Genomic DNA, 17647 nt, shown 5'->3' with positions numbered 1-17647 from the left:
ACTCTCAACAAATGGTTAACATAAAATATTTTATTTCCTGTCTAGTTCTCCTATCTGTTTATGCTATATCGATAACCATACACCTGCTTCCAACAGAACTATCCAACGTTATTTAAAACAAAATAAAAATTGCTTGTATATCTATTAAATCAATTTTATTTTAAAACAACAAAAAATCAGAAACAAGTTATTTTATTTCCAATTTTTTTATTTTTCGTTTCTTGTCTTTTGCAATTTTCACTTTATTTATTCTGCCGTTTATCCTACCTATCCAGTTCCCCTCTTCATATGTGAACAAACAAAAACAGTCAAAGAAATCTTACTTATTTCTTCGACTGCTTCGTTATTTTCATTCGATTATGTTCAATCTTCTTTTACACTTCGGATAATATAATAGCCTTTATCTTTGATCACGATTTCTGCATTCCCAAATGTTTCTTGCATTTTCTTTTGTGCGCTAGGTGCACCTTGTTTTTTCTGAATGACGATCGTTAAAGTACCGCCCGTACGTAAACGAGGATACGCACCCGTCAAGATTTCATGTACGACTTTTTTGCCTGCACGGATTGGCGGATTGCTGACGATCGCAGCGTAGTCTGTTTCTGGCACCTCTTCATAAATGTTTGACTGGTGAATCGCTACATTTTTGATTTGATTTCGCTTCGCATTTCCTTGGGCTAAATCAACCGCTCTGGCGTTGATGTCTACCATTTCAACAAAACGCTCACTCGCATAGGCAAGAGAAAGCCCAATCGGACCATAGCCACAGCCAACATCCAAAATTTTGCCTTCTGGTAACTGTGCCCATTCAAAGGCATCGATCAATACACGTGAGCCATAATCGACTGTTTCACGTGAAAACACGCCGGAGTCCGTCACGAACTGAAAGGTTTTCCCTCTTAGCTCAAATGACCATTCGTCAAACTCATGAGCAGTCTCTGGGTGTTCGGAATAATAATGATTCGTCATAGTTTCCATCCTTCTTATCTGTTAGTTGTTCATAGTCTAACGTGTTCTATGAGAAGGTGCAAGTGAAACTGTATGTCTTCGGTTTTCTTTTACCGAATGAAGCTATTTAATGCAATATAGAAGGAAAAATCGCATTCCTTAGAATTTCTCTATTTACCCTTTTTCGGTATTTGCGTAATCTGTTTCGTGAAAGTAGGAACAGGGTACATCGGACGAGCATGACCCTTGATATAACCGTCTTTATGATGATAAATAGCGAGATGATCACCCGATTAAAAGAAGGAGTATTATTGACTCTTACTTCCGCTGACCTTTATGATGTGATTGAAAAAATAATCATATTAGGTGAGGTTACTCTGAAGAACATAGGTTATCGCTCGGAAATGTCGAGAGACAGTAACGAGTAAAGCAGGGATTGTCGAATTAAGGCTTTACCAAGATAACTAGAACTTGTTTCTTACGTCTCAGAAAGCCAAAGCTCAATTAACGTGATTACAATTGCGCACTACAATTGCAAATTACACTTTCCAATGGTTATTTGAGTACGCCGCCCTTTATGTATTAAGGAGGCTTTTTTATGTTGTCAGCAAAAATCGCACCACCAAAATAACGATGACAAACCGCTTTAGGTAAAAATGTCAGACTCGACATTCCCTTTCTGTTTTCGGCGATTTCGATTTCCTTGCCTAGTTGAGATTTGCTTCATCCCGTGCAACAAATCAATGACTGCCTTTCCATCAAAAATTTATGAATTACCAACTTATATCCAATTCCATCAGCAACCGATCAATTGTAAGGATTCATTTGTTATTCAATTATATAGTGATTTATTTCACAAAATATTAAGGATTGTTTAATCTCTACGTGCACTTCAAGATAACTGTTGTTTTCTTAAGAGGCCCATGAGACAGTTATGAGGAGAATAGAATGATAAAGGAGGCATAGCTGTATGTCGATCGAAAAATTAGAATATTTCTATATGATTGCCCGTTTCAATAGTCTCTCACAAGCTTCAAAAGAGCTCCATGTTAGTATTTCTTCGTTAAGTAGTTCGTTAAAAAGTTTAGAACAAGAAATCGGGACAGATCTGTTTGAGCGTCACGGGAAAAAGATCATATTGAGTACCCATGGAAAGGCGATCCTTCCTTCCGTAGAATTGATTTTGGCGGAAGCGAAGAAATTGAATATCTCATTAAATGAATCAGTAGACTATCCTTCTTTGCGTGTCGGCACAAGCGATGCTTCGTTTATCTTTGAAGCAAACAAATATCCAAGCCGGCATCAAAACTTTACGATCGACTACCGTTATATTCCTTCATTGGATCTGCTAAATAAACTAAGTCAGAAAGAAATCGACTTTGCCATTACTTCTGCTACCTTAGATCACCCCAAATTCATTCAAACAAGGTTAGCCACTTTGGAACTTAAAGTTGCAATCAGTAGCTATTTTGTAAAACCAGATGGGATATTATCCGCGGAAGTACTAGAAGAGTTACCTTTTATCTTTTTACTCGACCATGTCGAACATCAAGTGATTACGAAAAAAGTAGTCAAACAGCTGACCAATGAACCAAAATATGTCGTCTGTCCAGATAGTTTAGGAGCAACGAAAATGATTACAGAAGGAAAAGGAATGCTATTAGCCAATACCTTTGCGCAAGAACTTTTAGCTATTGAACCTGTTTGTTTTGTCTCTCTGCCAACATTTCCAACCATTCATTTTTATCTTTATAAAAACAGTGAATCAGAAAACTTTTACTTCTATCCAGAGGTTGAAAAAGAAATCCAAGCGATTTTCAATCAAACATGTCACACTACACAAATGATGGGCGCTGCTGATACTGGCACCTATTACTTACCAAAACGATAAATACTGAAATCAAAATAAAACAAGTATTTCAATGTCGTAAATGAACATTGATAAGAGATCATAGAGAGATTTATCTTCGAAAAGTAAGGCGGCATCCACTGAATTTGTTCTTCAATTTTTGGTGGGTGTCGTTTTATTTCCCAGAATGTTACTTCTATTCCTACTATTTCAGCTAACTTTGAGTTAAACTGTTACTTTTTTCTTATACAATCCTCTATTCTCTTCGCCTCTTTTCAGTTATCAAAAAAGAAAGAACGCCTATTCTTCCATCCTTTGATATGAGAAAAAACCATTTAGTTTCTCGCCTAAGTGGTAGGGTTTGACACGCATTTATGTTAAAATAGGTCCATTGATGGGAGAATCCAGGAGGCTATGTATGAATGATCCAATGAATTATTACCGTGTGGCAAGAGAAGAGTGGCGCGAATTTTACCGAAATGGTCAAGCTCCATTGACACAAGATGAACTAGATAGTATAAAAAGTTTGAATGACCGTATTTCCATGCAAGATGTTCGCGACATTTATGTACCACTTGCGCACTTGATTTTTCTGCATATGAAAGAGTTTGAATCCCTCTCTCTGAGCAAAGGGTTATTCCTTCATAAATACACTCAAGTCCCACCGTTTATTATCGGGATTGCCGGAAGTGTCGCAGTCGGTAAAAGCACCACCGCGCGCTTATTGCAAATGATTTTGTCTCGGACATTCAAACGAAGAAATGTCCAGCTAATCACCACAGATGGTTTTTTATATCCGAATAAAGTCTTAAAAGAACGTGGTATCATGGACCGGAAAGGATTTCCGGAAAGCTATGACATGGAAAGGTTGATCGATTTTCTTAATCAAGTGAAATCCGGTCAAGAAACAACCAAAGTTCCAGTCTACTCTCACGATGTCTATGATATTATTCCCGATGAATATGAACTGATCCAACAACCGGACATTTTGATCGTCGAAGGAATCAACACGCTTCAACTACCAGCTAATCAACAAATTTACGTCAGTGACTTTTTTGATTTCTCTGTCTACGTTGATGCAGATTCTGAATTGATTGAAAAATGGTATTTGGATCGCTTTGGCGCGTTACTTGATACAGCTTTTCAACATCCACAAAACTATTACTACCAATTTGCCATTGGTAATCGTGAAGATGCGTTTAAAATGGCAAGAGATGTATGGAAAAATGTGAATTTGAAGAATTTAAACGAATATATCTTGCCTACTCGTGGAAGAGCCGATATAATTCTCCATAAAACTGAAAATCATATTATCGATTCGATTTTCATGCGAAAATATTAGCATTTTAAAATAGTTCAACTATTTTGAGATAAATTTTAAAGGGATAGGGGTAATAAATGTGACGAACGTTGCCGATATGACAAACGTTGAAAAAATCATCGTACTAGATTACGGTAGTCAATATAATCAATTGATTACACGACGCATCCGTGATTTAGGTGTTTTTTCTGAATTATTGAGCCACCGTATTACAGCTGAAGAAGTGAAAGCCATGAATCCGAGAGGGATCATCCTTTCTGGAGGACCAAACAGTGTCTATGATGAGAATGCTTTTGGCATTGATCCTGAAATCTTCAATTTAGGAATTCCAGTGTTGGGTATTTGTTATGGTATGCAATTGATCACGTACAAACTTGGCGGTTCTGTTGAGCCTGCGAAAAACCGTGAATACGGCAAAGCATTGCTTGAAGTAACAGCCGATGATGCGGCACTATTCAGCCAAACACCAAAACAACAAACCGTTTGGATGAGCCATGGGGATCTAGTAACCAAAGTACCAGAAGGTTTTGAAACTGTTGCTACAAGTAGCGATTGCCCAATTGCATCGATCCAAGACAAAGAACGTAACTTCTACGGTATCCAATTCCACGCAGAAGTCCGTCATTCAGAATACGGAATCGAATTATTACGTCATTTTGCTTTTGACATCTGTCACTGTGAAGGCAATTGGACAATGAACAATTTCATCGACATGCAGATCGAAAAAATCCGTGAACAAGTTGGCGATAAAAAAGTCTTACTTGGTTTATCTGGCGGAGTGGATTCAAGCGTCGTTGGTGTCCTTTTACAAAAAGCGATCGGTGATCAATTAACATCGATTTTCGTTGACCATGGTCTATTGCGTAAAGGCGAAGCGGATCAAGTCATGGAAAGCTTAGGCGGAAAATTCGGCTTGAACATCATCAAAGTAGATGCAAGAGAACGTTTCTTAAATAAACTTGCAGGTGTCTCTGATCCTGAACAAAAACGTAAAATCATCGGTAACGAGTTCGTCTACTTGTTTGACGACGAAGCAACAAAGCTTGCCGGCGAAGAAGGTGTGTCTTTCTTAGCACAAGGAACACTTTACACCGACGTAATCGAAAGTGGAACAGAAACTGCCCAAACGATCAAATCACACCACAACGTAGGTGGCTTGCCTGAGGACATGCAATTTGAATTGATCGAACCATTGAACACATTATTCAAAGACGAAGTCCGCGAACTAGGGACACAGCTTGGTATGCCTGACTCAATCGTTTGGCGCCAACCATTCCCTGGACCAGGTCTTGGTATCCGTGTCTTAGGTGAAATCACTGAAGAAAAATTGGAGATCGTCCGTGAATCAGATATGATCTTACGCGAAGAAATCGCCGCTGCCGGTCTTGACCGTGACATCTGGCAATACTTCACGGTTTTACCTGGTATCCGTTCTGTTGGTGTCATGGGCGACGGTCGTACGTATGACTACACAGTCGGTATCCGTGCGGTCACATCGATCGATGGTATGACAGCTGACTTTGCACGTATCCCATGGGATGTGCTACAAAAAATCTCTGTACGTATCGTCAATGAAGTCGCACACGTGAACCGTATCGTGTACGATATTACCTCTAAACCACCAGCAACTGTGGAGTGGGAATAGAATAATCAAAATAACCGTGAATCCTTTGTTAATGAAGGGATTCACGGTTTTTTTGTTTTGTATCTATAGGAATACAAAAAGAAGTCCATTGAATAACTTTGTTTCTTTGATGTACTATTTATAGTTGTGTCATAGCTAAATTTCTGAACAAGAAGTTTATACCATAAAGATATGTCTTTATAGCTTTTGTCTTGCTTTATTTTATGGGAAAGGTTCTACTCAACACACAAATTGAAATCCATTGAAAAATGAGACCAATAATCTAACTTTTTAAAACACTATTTTTTTAATACAATGACATCTTTACCATCAATTTGGACATTTAATACACCTTGCTCATCGTATCCAATAAAATCAAAATACCAAAGTACTTTACCATCACTAGATAAACGACTTTCCAATAAGTTAGATTCTTTCAGTTTACCTTCACTTTCATAGGTGAGTTTTATGTCGGTACTATTTTTTGCAACATTCAACTGATCAGCTTCTACAACAAACATTGTAGGATAAGCTTTACCAAAGGCTTTATTACCAGTTTCTATTACATTACCTGTAAAACCAATTGGTTGAAAATTTTTCATTTCTTGTACATTTACAGGTAAAGGCCAATTACCTTCCGTAGTTAATATTTCAACCTTAGAAAATCCTTTCCCAGCTCCTTTTCCACCTTGATTTACTCCACTTATTTTGTTAATTTCAACTGACAGTTCCTCCATAGTATCAAAATCATTTTCGAAACTATTTATTAGATAAGAAATTTCTAAAGTATTTGTGGAATCATCGAAATATTGATTAAATGTATACGAGTCAACTTGAGAATCTTCTGTAGAGTTGTTTGTAAATAGTACTTCGCCGTCTTCTTTTATCGAAAATCCTAGGTTATAGTAATCTATTTTTGAGGACACAAGCTTGGATTTTTCAGGAAGATTGATAATGAAATATAGTCCTAATTGTTTCTGGTCTATGTAAGCTTTTTCTAATTTGATTTCAATTTCGTTGTCTTTAACAACACTATTTAGTTGATGAACAAATTCTCCTTCCACTAACTTTTTGGATGTAAATTGTCCAAATTTCAAATAATTTCCAACAGCTTGTGTTATTGGAGAGATGCAAACAACTATCAAAACCAACGCAGCTATACTAGCTATTAGTATTATTCTATAATTTATTCTCCTATTTTTACTTGTTTTGATTTTTTGGTATGCGACATCTATTTTTTCTTTTACTTCCCTAGGTATTTTTTCTTCATTATATTTTAGATTAGTTAATTCTTTTTCAAAATCTTCATTCATATTTTTAATCACCTTTCGTGTATTCTTTTTTCAACCAGGCTTTACCTCTAAAAATTCTTGATTTAACAGTCCCTAATGGTTCTCCAAGAATAATACTAATCTCTTTGTATGAAAAACCGCTGTAATAATAAAGTAAAATCGGTACTCTATACACCGGATCTAGCTTTGAAATAAGGTTTTCAAGTTCCAATCCTTCTTCACAATCTTCTACTAATAATTTTTGATGATTGTCAGAATAGTTATAGGAAAATTTATTGTTTTTCTTAATCAGGTTATAACTCTGATTAATTAATATTTTTGTTATCCACGTATGAAAATATTGAGGCTGTTTCAAATTCCCAATTTCTTCAAAAGCAATTAAAATAGTATCTTGTAAAACATCGGCTGCATCTTCTATACCTAAATATCTTTTGGCTATCCCATAAAGAACATTTTCATACTGCTCTATTAACTTTACAAAGGCTTCCCCATCCCCTTTTTGAGCTCTTTTAACTAGCCATTTTTCACTTAACAATAGAAATTCACCACCTTTATCTACTCTATTAGAGCAAAAAAACATGCAAAAAGTTCCCTTTCAAAAAATTTTTCTTAAACAATGGATACCTTGTCAAATCAGCTGTATAAAAGGTGGATCGAATAACGAAAAGACTGAGAGGTATCTAAGCTCTCAGTCTTCAATCATATTTAAATTTTCTCACTAAGCATCTCAATCACTTCAACTACCTAATTTTTACATAAAAGGTGAATCTATACATATCAGAACCACCTAATATCAGCTCAACAAATTTTGATTTTTTCAAACAAAATTCGTTCTCATGCTGGTATTGTTTGATCAAAAAATAAGAAATCAACTTTAGTCTATTAGCAAATGATTGAACATTCTATCTACTTGAATCATCTTATTGGATTTTCTTTCTTCTTGTTAAATAGATTAATGAAACAAGAAATGTTACTAGTCCAACTAGTTGCCATATATGGTTTGTTTGCTCTCCAGTGTGGGGTAGATTTTTATTGCTGATTTTATTATTCGTTCTATTACTAGTTTTGTTGCTTGTTTTATTGCTTGTTTTATTGTTTGTATTTTGAGAATGTGTACCTTTATTATCATTGCTTGTAGTTCCATTTTTGTCTTTAGCTCTAACAGTGATCGCGGCGGTGCTCGTTACACCTTTATAGCTATAGGTTACTTCATAGGTACCAGCTTTCGTGGTATCTACACTACCTTCCACCGTTACAGCTTCGAAACTTACTGGATTGCCATCTTCATCAACTGCACTGTCAAAGTTGTCTTCTGCTTTCCATGTTGCGCCAACATAAAGCGTGGAGTCATGGACATTTATGGTCGGCGCTCCGATTTCTTTCACCGTGATCGTGGCGACATTTGTCACGCCGGCATAACTGTACTTCACTTCATACGTGCTAGCTTTCGTTGTATCCACCGCACCTTCCACCGTTATAGCTTTGAAATCTACTGGATTGCCATCTTCATCAACCGCACTGTCAAAGTTATCTTCTGCTTTCCATGTTGAACCAATATAAACAGTGGAGTCATGGACATTTACAGCTGTTTGGATTGCTTTCACTGTGATTGTAGCGATACTTGTCACGCCGTCATAGCTGTACTTTACTTCATATGTGCCAGCTTTCGTGGTATCTACCGTGCCTTCGACTGTCACAGCTTCCATGCCTATTGGATTGCCCTCTCCGTCAACCGCACTGTCAAAGTTATCTTCTGCTTTCCAATTCGTACCGATATAGAGCGTGGAGTCATGGACATTCACTACTGTTTGGTTTGCCTTCACCGTAATTGTAGCGATACTTGTCACGCCGTCATAGCTGTATTTTACTTCATAGGTGCCGACTTTCGTTGTATCTACTGTGCCTTCAACTGCCACTGCCTCGATACCTACTGGATTGCCATCTTTATCAACTGCACTATCAAAATTATCTTCTTCTTTCCATGTTGAACCGATATAAACAGTGGAGTCATGGACATTTACAGCCGTTTGGATTTCTTTCACGGTGATTTTAGCAATGCTTGTTGCTCCGTCATAGCTGTATTTCACTTCATACGTACCAGCCTTCGTAGTATCCACTGTGCCTTCAACTGTCAGATCTTCAAAAGCCACTGGATTCCCGTCTTTATCTTTCGCAGAAACAAAATTATCTTTTGCTTCCCATTTATCCCCTTCATAGATAGAAGAATCAATCACTTCAATACTTTCTTGTGAAGTAGCCCAATACCAATCTCCCTTCATGGTTGCACCCATATAATTAGTTGCTAACTCTAAAGAAGTATAAAGAGGACCTGACTGGTCTTTCTGCCATTTTCCAATGTAGGTATTATCAATTGGTGGTGAACCTAATAGAGAATCTTTAAATACAAAATTTTCTCCTAGCTTGATATGTTCAATCGGCGTTTGCCAAAAAGTATCTGGACCCATTTTTGCTTGCAAGGTATTAAAATTTGATATATCCAGTGATTTTATACCCGCATAAGAAAACATACCCATCATATTCGTAAGATTAGGTGTTTCAAAATTGGATAAATCAAGTAAAGTTAAATTTGTCATTGCATAAAACATTTCTCCCATATACGTGACAGAACTCGTATCAAAATTTGATATATCAAGAGAGGTCAAACTGCTTGCTCCAGCAAACATCTGTCTCATATCCGTCACTTTACTTGTGTCAAATCCTGATACATCAATTGAAGTTAATCCAGACATACCCGAAAACATATAATGCATATTAGTAGTTTGGCTCGTATCAAGATAGCTTAGCTTTTCTATGTTTCTAACTTTGTTCAAATCACAAAATAGCATTTCTAAAGATTCACCTGCTATTACCTTTCCTTCAAAAATTATTGAAGTAATTTGATCAGCATATGAAAAAAATGGTGAACGCCCATTCGTCATAACCGTTGGCGATAATTGACCTGCCCCTATATGCAAAGTGCCATCAGCCTCAATTACCCAATCAACTGTACCCAAGTGACCAGATGCAACTTCATTGACTATTAAACTGACTTCTCCATTTGTAGTTTCTTCTTGCGACACTAAATCCTCTCCAACTGTGTTAGCTAAAGAACTATCTTCCACTTCTACAATGGGCATTGAATCTTCACTGAAAGATGCTTTCTCATTTTCTACCTCAGTGTTATTGGATTGATTGGTAGAATCTTCTATAATGCTCTCAATCGATTCACTAGTTGTGCTATTTTCAAGCATGCTTTCAGTGCTACCAGTCATATCTCCTTTGTCGACCTCTTGCGCCTCTAGTTCCTGTGACTGCTCTGTTTCAATAGTCTCCGCCACTACTTGTCCTGTTCCTACTAAGGAAGGGCTTACTAATAGCATGACACTAAAAATAGCTACAAATTTCTTTTTCATTGCTTCTCTCCATTTCATTTTCAACCTATTTTCCCATTCAGATGTGTAAACTTGATAAATGTATTTTCCAACCATCTAAAAAATAACGTTGAAAAAATGAAAAACATTTAAATACAGGATTTAAAATTTTAAAAAATAACATTTTATCGTTTTACATATCTATACCAACAGTGATATAATAACATGACGAAAAAACGACTACTATCCACAATTTCTGTAGAATAAACGACAAAAATTGTATTCAAGAAATGGAGTAAATGAGGATGATACCAGACTATTTAAGAAAAGAATTAGCAGTTCTATTTTTTATTGTAAATAAAGATCAAACAACGACTGCTGATATTTCACGAGATTTGAAGTTATCTAAAAGAACCGTTAGAGAAGCCATTTCAACTATAAAAAAACATTTAGAAGAACATCAAGATCTCAAAGACTTTATAGTGATAAAAAAATCTGGTATTATTCAAATCCATCCCACATTTAAATCAAAAGCAATCGATGTGGCATACAATCTAAAGCTTCAATTACTTAAAAGAAATACGATGTTTAATTATACTGTTTTATTACTCACTAGAACTTCACTTGATAAAAATACAATCATAAATGAGCTTTTTATCTCAACTAGTTATCTGAATAAGATTACCCAGAATCTAAATGAATTATTCTCAGCTTTCGACTTCACAATTACTATTACAAAAGGAATTTATTCTTTAAAAGGAAATGAAATGAATATACGGTTGTTTTCTTATGTATTCTTGCAGGATTCATTTCAAGATATAGAATGGCCTTTTTGTGATATATCCCTTGAAAGCATTCTAAAGAATATTCCAGAAGAAATATTGACCAACTCACACAAACGATCAAATATAAAAAATAGATCCCTTTGTATTCTCTATGCTATTTTGCAAATCAGAGTCAAAAATCAGAATTATGTGACTCCACCAAAAGAGCGATTGATCCAAACGCTCTTCACGATTGTTCATGAAATTCTTGGTATAGCTTCGATTTTTCAACAGAATATATTTGGTCCTCTCGAAAGAAACGTGGAAAAAACGGAAATTCAATATTTTAATTTCCTTGCACGTATTTTTATTTCAGATATCATTCAAACACAGGATAAAATCGATTTAGGAAAAACTTTTGTTAAAGAAAACCATCCTTACTGTACATTGTCTAGAGATATTCTTAGCTTGAATGCTATTTTGATAGACGATAGTACTTCAGAAGAAGAACGATATTTATTTAACTACTATTTAACATTGTTCAATACTTTTTATTTTTTAGTTGGTGATGTATTAGATTGCTTTACTGATTTATTTATTCCTTCTTGGTCTTTTCAGTCACATGTAAAAAATGAATATATGTCGATCATTGAAATGAATCTGTCATCCCTTACTCTTAATGAAAAGCATAAAAATTACTTATCAAATCAACTTTATACTCTTCTCACTTCTGAAATGAAGTCAGAAGTGAACATCTATTTATATCTGTCCAAAGATTTTACTGCAAGTTTTTTTATTGAGAATCAGCTTAGACATCTATTCAATGAAAAGCAAATTATGATCACAGATAATTATTCTTTATCAGATATCGTCATCACAGATACATTAGAACGGTCCACAGCAAATAAGAAGATTTTTTATTTAGAGTCATTAGATAATGAAACAAGATGGAAAGAATTACTCTTCCTGATCCAAGAAACCTATCTAGACAAACAAAAGAGTCAGAAAAATCAATTCCGCTAATATTAAGCGCTTACTCAATTGTGATTAAAAAGAAAGCAAAGAGAAGAGCAAATAGAATCAAAATTAGTACTATTTGAAAGAACAAGACGAGTATATTTGCCTAACAAACCGATCTGTCCCGTTCAAAGGCAATAGTCGGAAAAAGATACAGGTGGATTTGTCCAAGATTTCACATTGTACGAATATGAAGGCTCAATTGCGTTCCAACGTTTTCACTTACGTGGGAGACAAGCAGCGACAATTGATATCGGATTGCCACTTATCGCACTAATTTGAGAAAGTTAGGGAAATACATGGAGAGAAACATACGAATACGAATAAAAAAAGTCCAATTTTGATGGATTTTGTTAAAATTGGACTCTTCTCTATTTTTTAGAAAGGACTAATATCCCACTTTCTTGCTATTATCTGTGATAATCGTTTTATAACAATTTTCATTTAATATAATTTTGAAATAAAAAACTATTTTGATAAAGTTTTCTCATAAGCAGAAAAGATTCTATCTAAAGCTATGTTTTTTTCTTCATCATTTTCCAAATAAAAATCTTCAATATCTTTTCTACAACATTTGTAACCTATTTCTCCATCTAAATTATGTTCTTTTACTATAAGACTTTGCATAAGCTTGATTGAAAGTTGTTTTTTCAAAAAATTTAATAACTTTTCTGCTGTAACTTTTCCTGAATATATATTTTCTTTATCTAAATATATTCTTTCTTTGATAGTATCATCAGCATGGGAAACGGTTGGAGGATTTCTTAACAAAAATGCATTTAATGAAGATTCATCAACTATTAATACATTTTCTTGTGCTCCAGCTTCGCCAAGAATAGTAGAGGTAAGTAATACACGTTGAACTTTTTTTATTGATTTTTTTTCACTTAATCCCAATTGTCTTATTGTTATAGACATATTCTCTTCGAAATAATCAGCATTCTTATTTAATTGTTTAATCGCCTCTTTTATTTTCTTATTCGTTTTAGCATGCTCCCTCACTGTATATGGCTGATTGAAAGATTTACATTCAATTAAAAACAGAATTCCATCTAAAACAAAGGCTAAATCTATCTCCCTTTCCAAGCCTATTTCTTTTGTCATTTTAACATGTAAACGTTTAGCATCAATCTGGCTACAAACTTTTAATAAATGCTTAGTACGTTGTTCAAGCATAAGTCCTTTAAATCCTAAGGCAGTGTCTTCTCTATTTTTTCTATCTCCTTCCTCATCTTTAGAAAACATTGATAAAATTGCTGATAATGGGCGAGTTTCTTTGGCCAATGTAGGTAATAGTATTAATTTATCTTGAACTTTTATTAATGGTGCGTCAATTAAATCCTTTGATTTCTTGCTGAAAGTAAATTTCTCTATTATAACTTTTGCTTCTTTATTCGTTATATTGGAAGAAAAATGAGATAATCTTTTGATCCAATCAAACTCTGATTTTACAACACATAAATTCTGTACAGAATAAATAGCTCTATTCTTCTTTTTATTAAAATATAAAATAGACTCATGTTGTAAAAAATAAATACCATCTATCCATTTTCTGATTTCAATGTCATAAATTTTTTTATCTAAATTTTCCTGTCCAATATATCTTCGACAAAGTTCTTCTGACAAAAAAGTTGATAATTCTTCATCAATAGCTCCATCAATACTTCGTTGGTCTTTTTCTAATTTATAATTTAAAATATCTAATTCAATACTAGTCATAAATCTTTTATATCTAAAATTAGAGACCAAAACAGCCCTATTAAAATCTTCATCTAAAAAATCAATACTTATTTTATCAGGTTTTCTTTCTATTTTTATATCTGAATATTTCCAATACTCAAATGCATCCATTAAATTATCCCTATCTTGATATTTAGAATATATTTTTACATTCCACAATAAATCTTTTTCAGAAAAAATTCGATTAATTCCGCATTGTTCTTCTAATAAAATATGGTGGAGTAAGTATCTTAAAATATTTCCGGAACTAAATATGTAACTATCATAAGAATTCACTCTTTTTTCAAGACTAATATCCAAATCATTTTGCTCTCTTAATAAACTCAATTGACTTTCTAAAAAAATAATAAAAATAACCAAAATATGCTTATTATTTATAATCGTTTCACTAAGTTCTTTATTTATAGAGTTATTAGACTCTATAAATAAATTTTGTAACTGATTAACATGTTTTAAATGTCTTTCTATCTTTTCTTTTATTTTTTTATCAGTACATTGACTAAGAAACAAATTGTATTTATCTAGATATGGATTTGTTTGTTTCAAACATGAATACTCATTAATTTCTAAACCAAGAGCTCTAATTTTACATAAAAAAAGATTTGGATCTTCTAGTGCTCCTGTAAATAGCTTTTCAACAAATTTCTTTTTTTTTAGTTTTTGTAATTCACTCATATAATCTAAATAATCAAATTGTGGATTTTTTGTATAAAAGTTATTTGCCATACTGAAATACTCCTTCATTCGCTTTTAGTAACACATAGCTTTAAAAAATTTTATTTTGTAAAATATATATTACAAAAAATGTACTTTCCAAAATTTCACAGCAATCTACTGAACTAATAGGGGAGAAATATCTTAACTAGAAATACTCTTTTACTCTACTTTAATGTCTTTTTTTATAAAGTAATTCCTCAGATAATAGAAACACATTCCTAAAGAAACTACTGCTATTATCCATAGGTACTTATTAAGGGGAAGAACGATTTTATAATTACTCCTGTATTCCACTGTTGATTCAAATGTATACAGCAGAAGAAAAGTGAGCAAAAATGCTTTCAGTTTACCAATTTTTAGATAGATCTTTTCTTCATTTAGTATCGCTAATCCTAAAATCAATAAAATATCGGGTAGGCTGAATATAACAAATTCTTGTTTTAAAAATATTTTTATTAGCCCAATTACTATCGTACTTAAATATGAAGCAAGTAACACGTTTCTTAATATATTACTTAATATGATTTTCATGTTCGCATCAACTCCAAAATAGATGTTTTGCATAGGCTAACTATTTAACTTTCTTACAAGTGGATATACATCACTTATACCATTTTCTGTCGATGGTTTTCGATATTAGTCAAAAAATACCTTTTTGAAGTCATAATTGTACATGAGGTTGTGACAAAAGTTCTTAACTTCGAGAAATAACCTAAAAAAAGAATTGTTCGTCATATTCCCCATTCACTTTAAAAAAAATGAAAAATCAATGTTTTTACTTTTTGAATTATTGTATAATACTCATATCAATTGAAAAATGGGAGGTTTTATGAACGTATTCCAGTTAAATGAAGGCATTTATCAAGCAATCGTCGATGGCACTTTGAAAGGATAATTACACTATCTTGATGAACGTAAAGCAAAGAAGAAGGAAATGTTGGTTAGTGGTGCATACGCTTGGACGAAAGGGAATCACATTGATGATCAAGTAGCAAAAATCGGACAAAGTGTTGGCATTGATTTTACAGTTGAAAAAGCTGGCTATACTTGGGAATATTTACAGTTCACTCTAAATGAAGAAGCCGATACTTTTATGTTGATCGTCAAGAACTCTCGAAGAATCCGACAAACGTTTGATGGCGTGATAAAAAAAGAAAAAAACTACCTAACAGACTTAGCCGATCTTAATCTTCCCGCATTCACAGAAACAGGATTGACGCTTTTAGAACAAACCGAGCAAATCGAATTAGAATTAAATTATCCCGAAGAAATAAAAGCGATCCAAGAAGGTCGCTCGTTAGCGGTTGAACATGCTTGTTCTCGTTTTTACATAGTTACATACGAAATCAATGATGCCACTAAAATAATTGATTCTATCCACTTAATGATGCCAAATAGTGAGACAATGAGTTTAGTTTTGATAAAAGATTTATCCACTTATATGGCTACTAGCACCTATGAGATTACATATGATGACGTAGCGATCATCAAAGAAGAAAAAACGACCGATCAAACGATCTTTTCCGGAGAACCAAATGCTTTTGGACTTTCTGTCGCTGTAGAGATAGAGGAAAAAGAAAATTGATGAAATTAAAAAGTTAGGATGTGTTAACTATGTTTTTCGGAGAGAAATTGCAAGCTGTTCGAGAGTTAAAAGGTCTCTCCAGAAAAGAACTCGCTGATTTAGTCAATGTCAGCGAGCAAGCGATATGGCAATATGAAAATGGATATACGGTGCCCAAATTTGAGATTATAAATGAATTCAAGCAAATTTTTTTTGTAAAACCCCAATTCTTTTATACCGAATCTTTCATCAAAAACATCGCGACTATTGAACGGATCGCCTATAGAGCAGAAGATCGCGAAGCTAGAAAAAAAGCAAAGATGGAAACAACGTATTTAAATTTCATTAGCCATTTTATCTTAGCATTTGAAGCGAATGTAGAGGAGCCACCAAAAATAATCTACCAATTAAGACAAGCATCTGAAGTCTATTATTATGGCGCTTCTAAAACTACTGATAAAAAAATGATCATTCAACATCTAGCAGAAAAAGCTAGAATTGAATTAAATATAAAGAATAATAAAGAATTATTGTATAAATTTGAGATGTCTGGAATTTCGATTCTTGAAAAAAATATGGGCGCAGAGATTGATGCCTATAGTGTTTGGACGAAAGAAAACCGTCCCTTTATCATTTTAGGAAATCGAAAAAAATCCTCTGTCAGAAGAAATTTTGATTTAGCACATGAACTAGGACACCTTTTAATGCATCGATTGATTGATATGGATAGCCTTTCTAAAGACGAACATAAGGTCATTGAAAAAGAAGCAAATGACTTCGCCTCTTATTTCTTACTTCCGGAACAAGAATTTATCAACGATTTTAAGCAAATCAAAAAGAAATCGAACCCATACTCTTATGTGGAATTGAAAATGAAATATATGGTTTCAATCATTGCTTTAGAGTACCGTGCGTATAAATTGGACTTACTTAGTTTCGAGGAAAACAGATATTTTTATGCTTCACTCAATAAATACAATATGCGCCAAAAAGAACCTCTAGATGAAGATATTCCAATAGTCCAACCTGGCAAGATTCGCGCACTTCTTCATTTTGTTTTTGATAATCAACTTCTTTTATTAAGTGATTTTTTGGATAAATACAATATTGAGCTTTCTTTTCTAGCTAACCTACTCAGTGTTGATGAAGACTTTTTAACAAAATTCAATGATACGGTTCGAACAGACTATTATCATTCAAATATCATCCCTTTTTCACCTAATCGAAAATAGGAACAGTTAAACCTTCTAGCAATTTTTTACCTCATGAAATTTACCAAAAGTAATTTTTCCAATAACAAGCCATCAAAGCCAAAAATTTTTTTTAGCTTTGATGGCTTATTTTGAATGCTCACTTCAATTCTAAATAGGTCATCTAGACTATTTTTTATGCTACTTTAAGTACCAATTCTATTAAATATCTCTTTGATTCCAACTATTA

General features: G+C 33.8%; 12 protein-coding genes, 1 pseudogene and 1 riboswitch. Of the genes and pseudogenes, 7 read left to right on the top strand and 6 right to left on the bottom strand.

The window, feature by feature from the left end:
• Nucleotides 1-363: 363 nt before the first annotated feature.
• Nucleotides 364-969, bottom strand: coding sequence for a class I SAM-dependent methyltransferase (locus IGJ19_RS00320; RefSeq protein ID WP_195274006.1), 606 nt, complete (start codon nt 967-969; stop codon nt 364-366).
• A gap of 330 nt (nt 970-1299) precedes the next feature.
• A riboswitch (M-box (ykoK) riboswitch) is annotated at nt 1300-1467 on the top strand.
• A gap of 451 nt (nt 1468-1918) precedes the next feature.
• Here IGJ19_RS00320 and IGJ19_RS00315 point away from each other — a divergent pair.
• From IGJ19_RS00315 to guaA, 3 genes are all read left to right on the top strand, one after another.
• Nucleotides 1919-2839, top strand: a complete 921-nt coding sequence (locus IGJ19_RS00315; RefSeq protein WP_195513762.1) for a LysR family transcriptional regulator — start codon at nt 1919-1921, stop codon at nt 2837-2839.
• A gap of 376 nt (nt 2840-3215) precedes the next feature.
• Complete coding sequence (gene coaA, locus IGJ19_RS00310; protein ID WP_019723173.1) at nt 3216-4139, top strand: type I pantothenate kinase; 924 nt, start codon at nt 3216-3218, stop codon at nt 4137-4139.
• A gap of 58 nt (nt 4140-4197) precedes the next feature.
• Nucleotides 4198-5763 carry a glutamine-hydrolyzing GMP synthase gene (gene guaA, locus IGJ19_RS00305; RefSeq protein ID WP_430604284.1) on the top strand — a complete coding sequence of 522 codons (1566 nt, stop codon included), beginning with the start codon at nt 4198-4200 and terminating at the stop codon, nt 5761-5763.
• A gap of 278 nt (nt 5764-6041) precedes the next feature.
• Here guaA and IGJ19_RS00300 read toward each other — a convergent pair whose 3' ends face one another.
• The 3 genes from IGJ19_RS00300 to IGJ19_RS00290 all read right to left on the bottom strand — a co-directional run bounded on the left by IGJ19_RS00300 (nt 6042) and on the right by IGJ19_RS00290 (nt 10447).
• On the bottom strand, nt 6042-7055 hold the full coding sequence (locus IGJ19_RS00300) for a DUF4179 domain-containing protein (RefSeq protein WP_430604283.1): 1014 nt from the start codon (nt 7053-7055) through the stop codon (nt 6042-6044).
• Between the two features lie 4 nt (nt 7056-7059).
• Complete coding sequence (locus IGJ19_RS00295) at nt 7060-7569, bottom strand: RNA polymerase sigma factor (RefSeq protein WP_217809049.1); 510 nt, start codon at nt 7567-7569, stop codon at nt 7060-7062.
• A gap of 385 nt (nt 7570-7954) precedes the next feature.
• Nucleotides 7955-10447, bottom strand: a complete 2493-nt coding sequence (locus IGJ19_RS00290; RefSeq protein ID WP_430604282.1) for a bacterial Ig-like domain-containing protein — start codon at nt 10445-10447, stop codon at nt 7955-7957.
• 263 nt (nt 10448-10710) lie between these two features.
• Here IGJ19_RS00290 and IGJ19_RS00285 point away from each other — a divergent pair, with 263 nt between their 5' ends.
• Nucleotides 10711-12192, top strand: coding sequence for a helix-turn-helix domain-containing protein (locus IGJ19_RS00285; protein WP_430604281.1), 1482 nt, complete (start codon nt 10711-10713; stop codon nt 12190-12192).
• Nucleotides 12193-12262: 70 nt separating this feature from the next.
• Nucleotides 12263-12568 (top strand): annotated as a pseudogene (locus tag IGJ19_RS00280) (IS5/IS1182 family transposase); the annotation flags it as partial.
• 86 nt (nt 12569-12654) lie between these two features.
• Here IGJ19_RS00280 and IGJ19_RS00275 read toward each other — a convergent pair.
• Both IGJ19_RS00275 and IGJ19_RS00270 read right to left on the bottom strand, forming a co-directional pair.
• On the bottom strand, nt 12655-14652 hold the full coding sequence (locus IGJ19_RS00275; RefSeq protein WP_430604280.1) for a hypothetical protein: 1998 nt from the start codon (nt 14650-14652) through the stop codon (nt 12655-12657).
• Nucleotides 14653-14802: 150 nt separating this feature from the next.
• Complete coding sequence (locus IGJ19_RS00270; RefSeq protein ID WP_430604279.1) at nt 14803-15174, bottom strand: hypothetical protein; 372 nt, start codon at nt 15172-15174, stop codon at nt 14803-14805.
• Between the two features lie 403 nt (nt 15175-15577).
• Between IGJ19_RS00270 and IGJ19_RS00265 the strand changes: the two genes are divergently transcribed.
• Both IGJ19_RS00265 and IGJ19_RS00260 read left to right on the top strand, forming a co-directional pair.
• A complete protein-coding gene (locus tag IGJ19_RS00265; RefSeq protein ID WP_430604278.1) occupies nt 15578-16228 on the top strand; it encodes a hypothetical protein in 651 nt (216 codons plus the stop codon).
• Between the two features lie 29 nt (nt 16229-16257).
• Nucleotides 16258-17439 (top strand): helix-turn-helix domain-containing protein, encoded by a 1182-nt coding sequence (locus IGJ19_RS00260; protein WP_430604277.1) that lies wholly within the window; start codon nt 16258-16260, stop codon nt 17437-17439.
• Nucleotides 17440-17647: the final 208 nt, after the last annotated feature.

The organism is Enterococcus sp. DIV1368b (assembly GCF_050529595.1).
Classification (GTDB): domain Bacteria; phylum Bacillota; class Bacilli; order Lactobacillales; family Enterococcaceae; genus Enterococcus_B; species Enterococcus_B mundtii.
Note: the sequence above shows the minus strand (reverse complement) of the source record. Positions and strands in the feature narration are given on the sequence as shown.

Excerpts from the sequence above, each read along its gene's own strand:
- IGJ19_RS00320 (WP_195274006.1), bottom strand. The coding sequence starts at position 969 with ATGACGAATCATTATTATTCCGAACACCCAGAGACTGCTCATGAGTTT.
- IGJ19_RS00315 (WP_195513762.1), top strand. The coding sequence starts at position 1,919 with ATGTCGATCGAAAAATTAGAATATTTCTATATGATTGCCCGTTTCAAT.
- coaA (WP_019723173.1), top strand. The coding sequence starts at position 3,216 with ATGAATGATCCAATGAATTATTACCGTGTGGCAAGAGAAGAGTGGCGC.
- IGJ19_RS00300 (WP_430604283.1), bottom strand. The coding sequence starts at position 7,055 with ATGAATGAAGATTTTGAAAAAGAATTAACTAATCTAAAATATAATGAA.
- IGJ19_RS00290 (WP_430604282.1), bottom strand. The coding sequence starts at position 10,447 with ATGAAAAAGAAATTTGTAGCTATTTTTAGTGTCATGCTATTAGTAAGC.
- IGJ19_RS00285 (WP_430604281.1), top strand. The coding sequence starts at position 10,711 with ATGATACCAGACTATTTAAGAAAAGAATTAGCAGTTCTATTTTTTATT.
- IGJ19_RS00275 (WP_430604280.1), bottom strand. The coding sequence starts at position 14,652 with ATGGCAAATAACTTTTATACAAAAAATCCACAATTTGATTATTTAGAT.
- IGJ19_RS00270 (WP_430604279.1), bottom strand. The coding sequence starts at position 15,174 with ATGAAAATCATATTAAGTAATATATTAAGAAACGTGTTACTTGCTTCA.
- IGJ19_RS00265 (WP_430604278.1), top strand. The coding sequence starts at position 15,578 with ATGTTGGTTAGTGGTGCATACGCTTGGACGAAAGGGAATCACATTGAT.
- IGJ19_RS00260 (WP_430604277.1), top strand. The coding sequence starts at position 16,258 with ATGTTTTTCGGAGAGAAATTGCAAGCTGTTCGAGAGTTAAAAGGTCTC.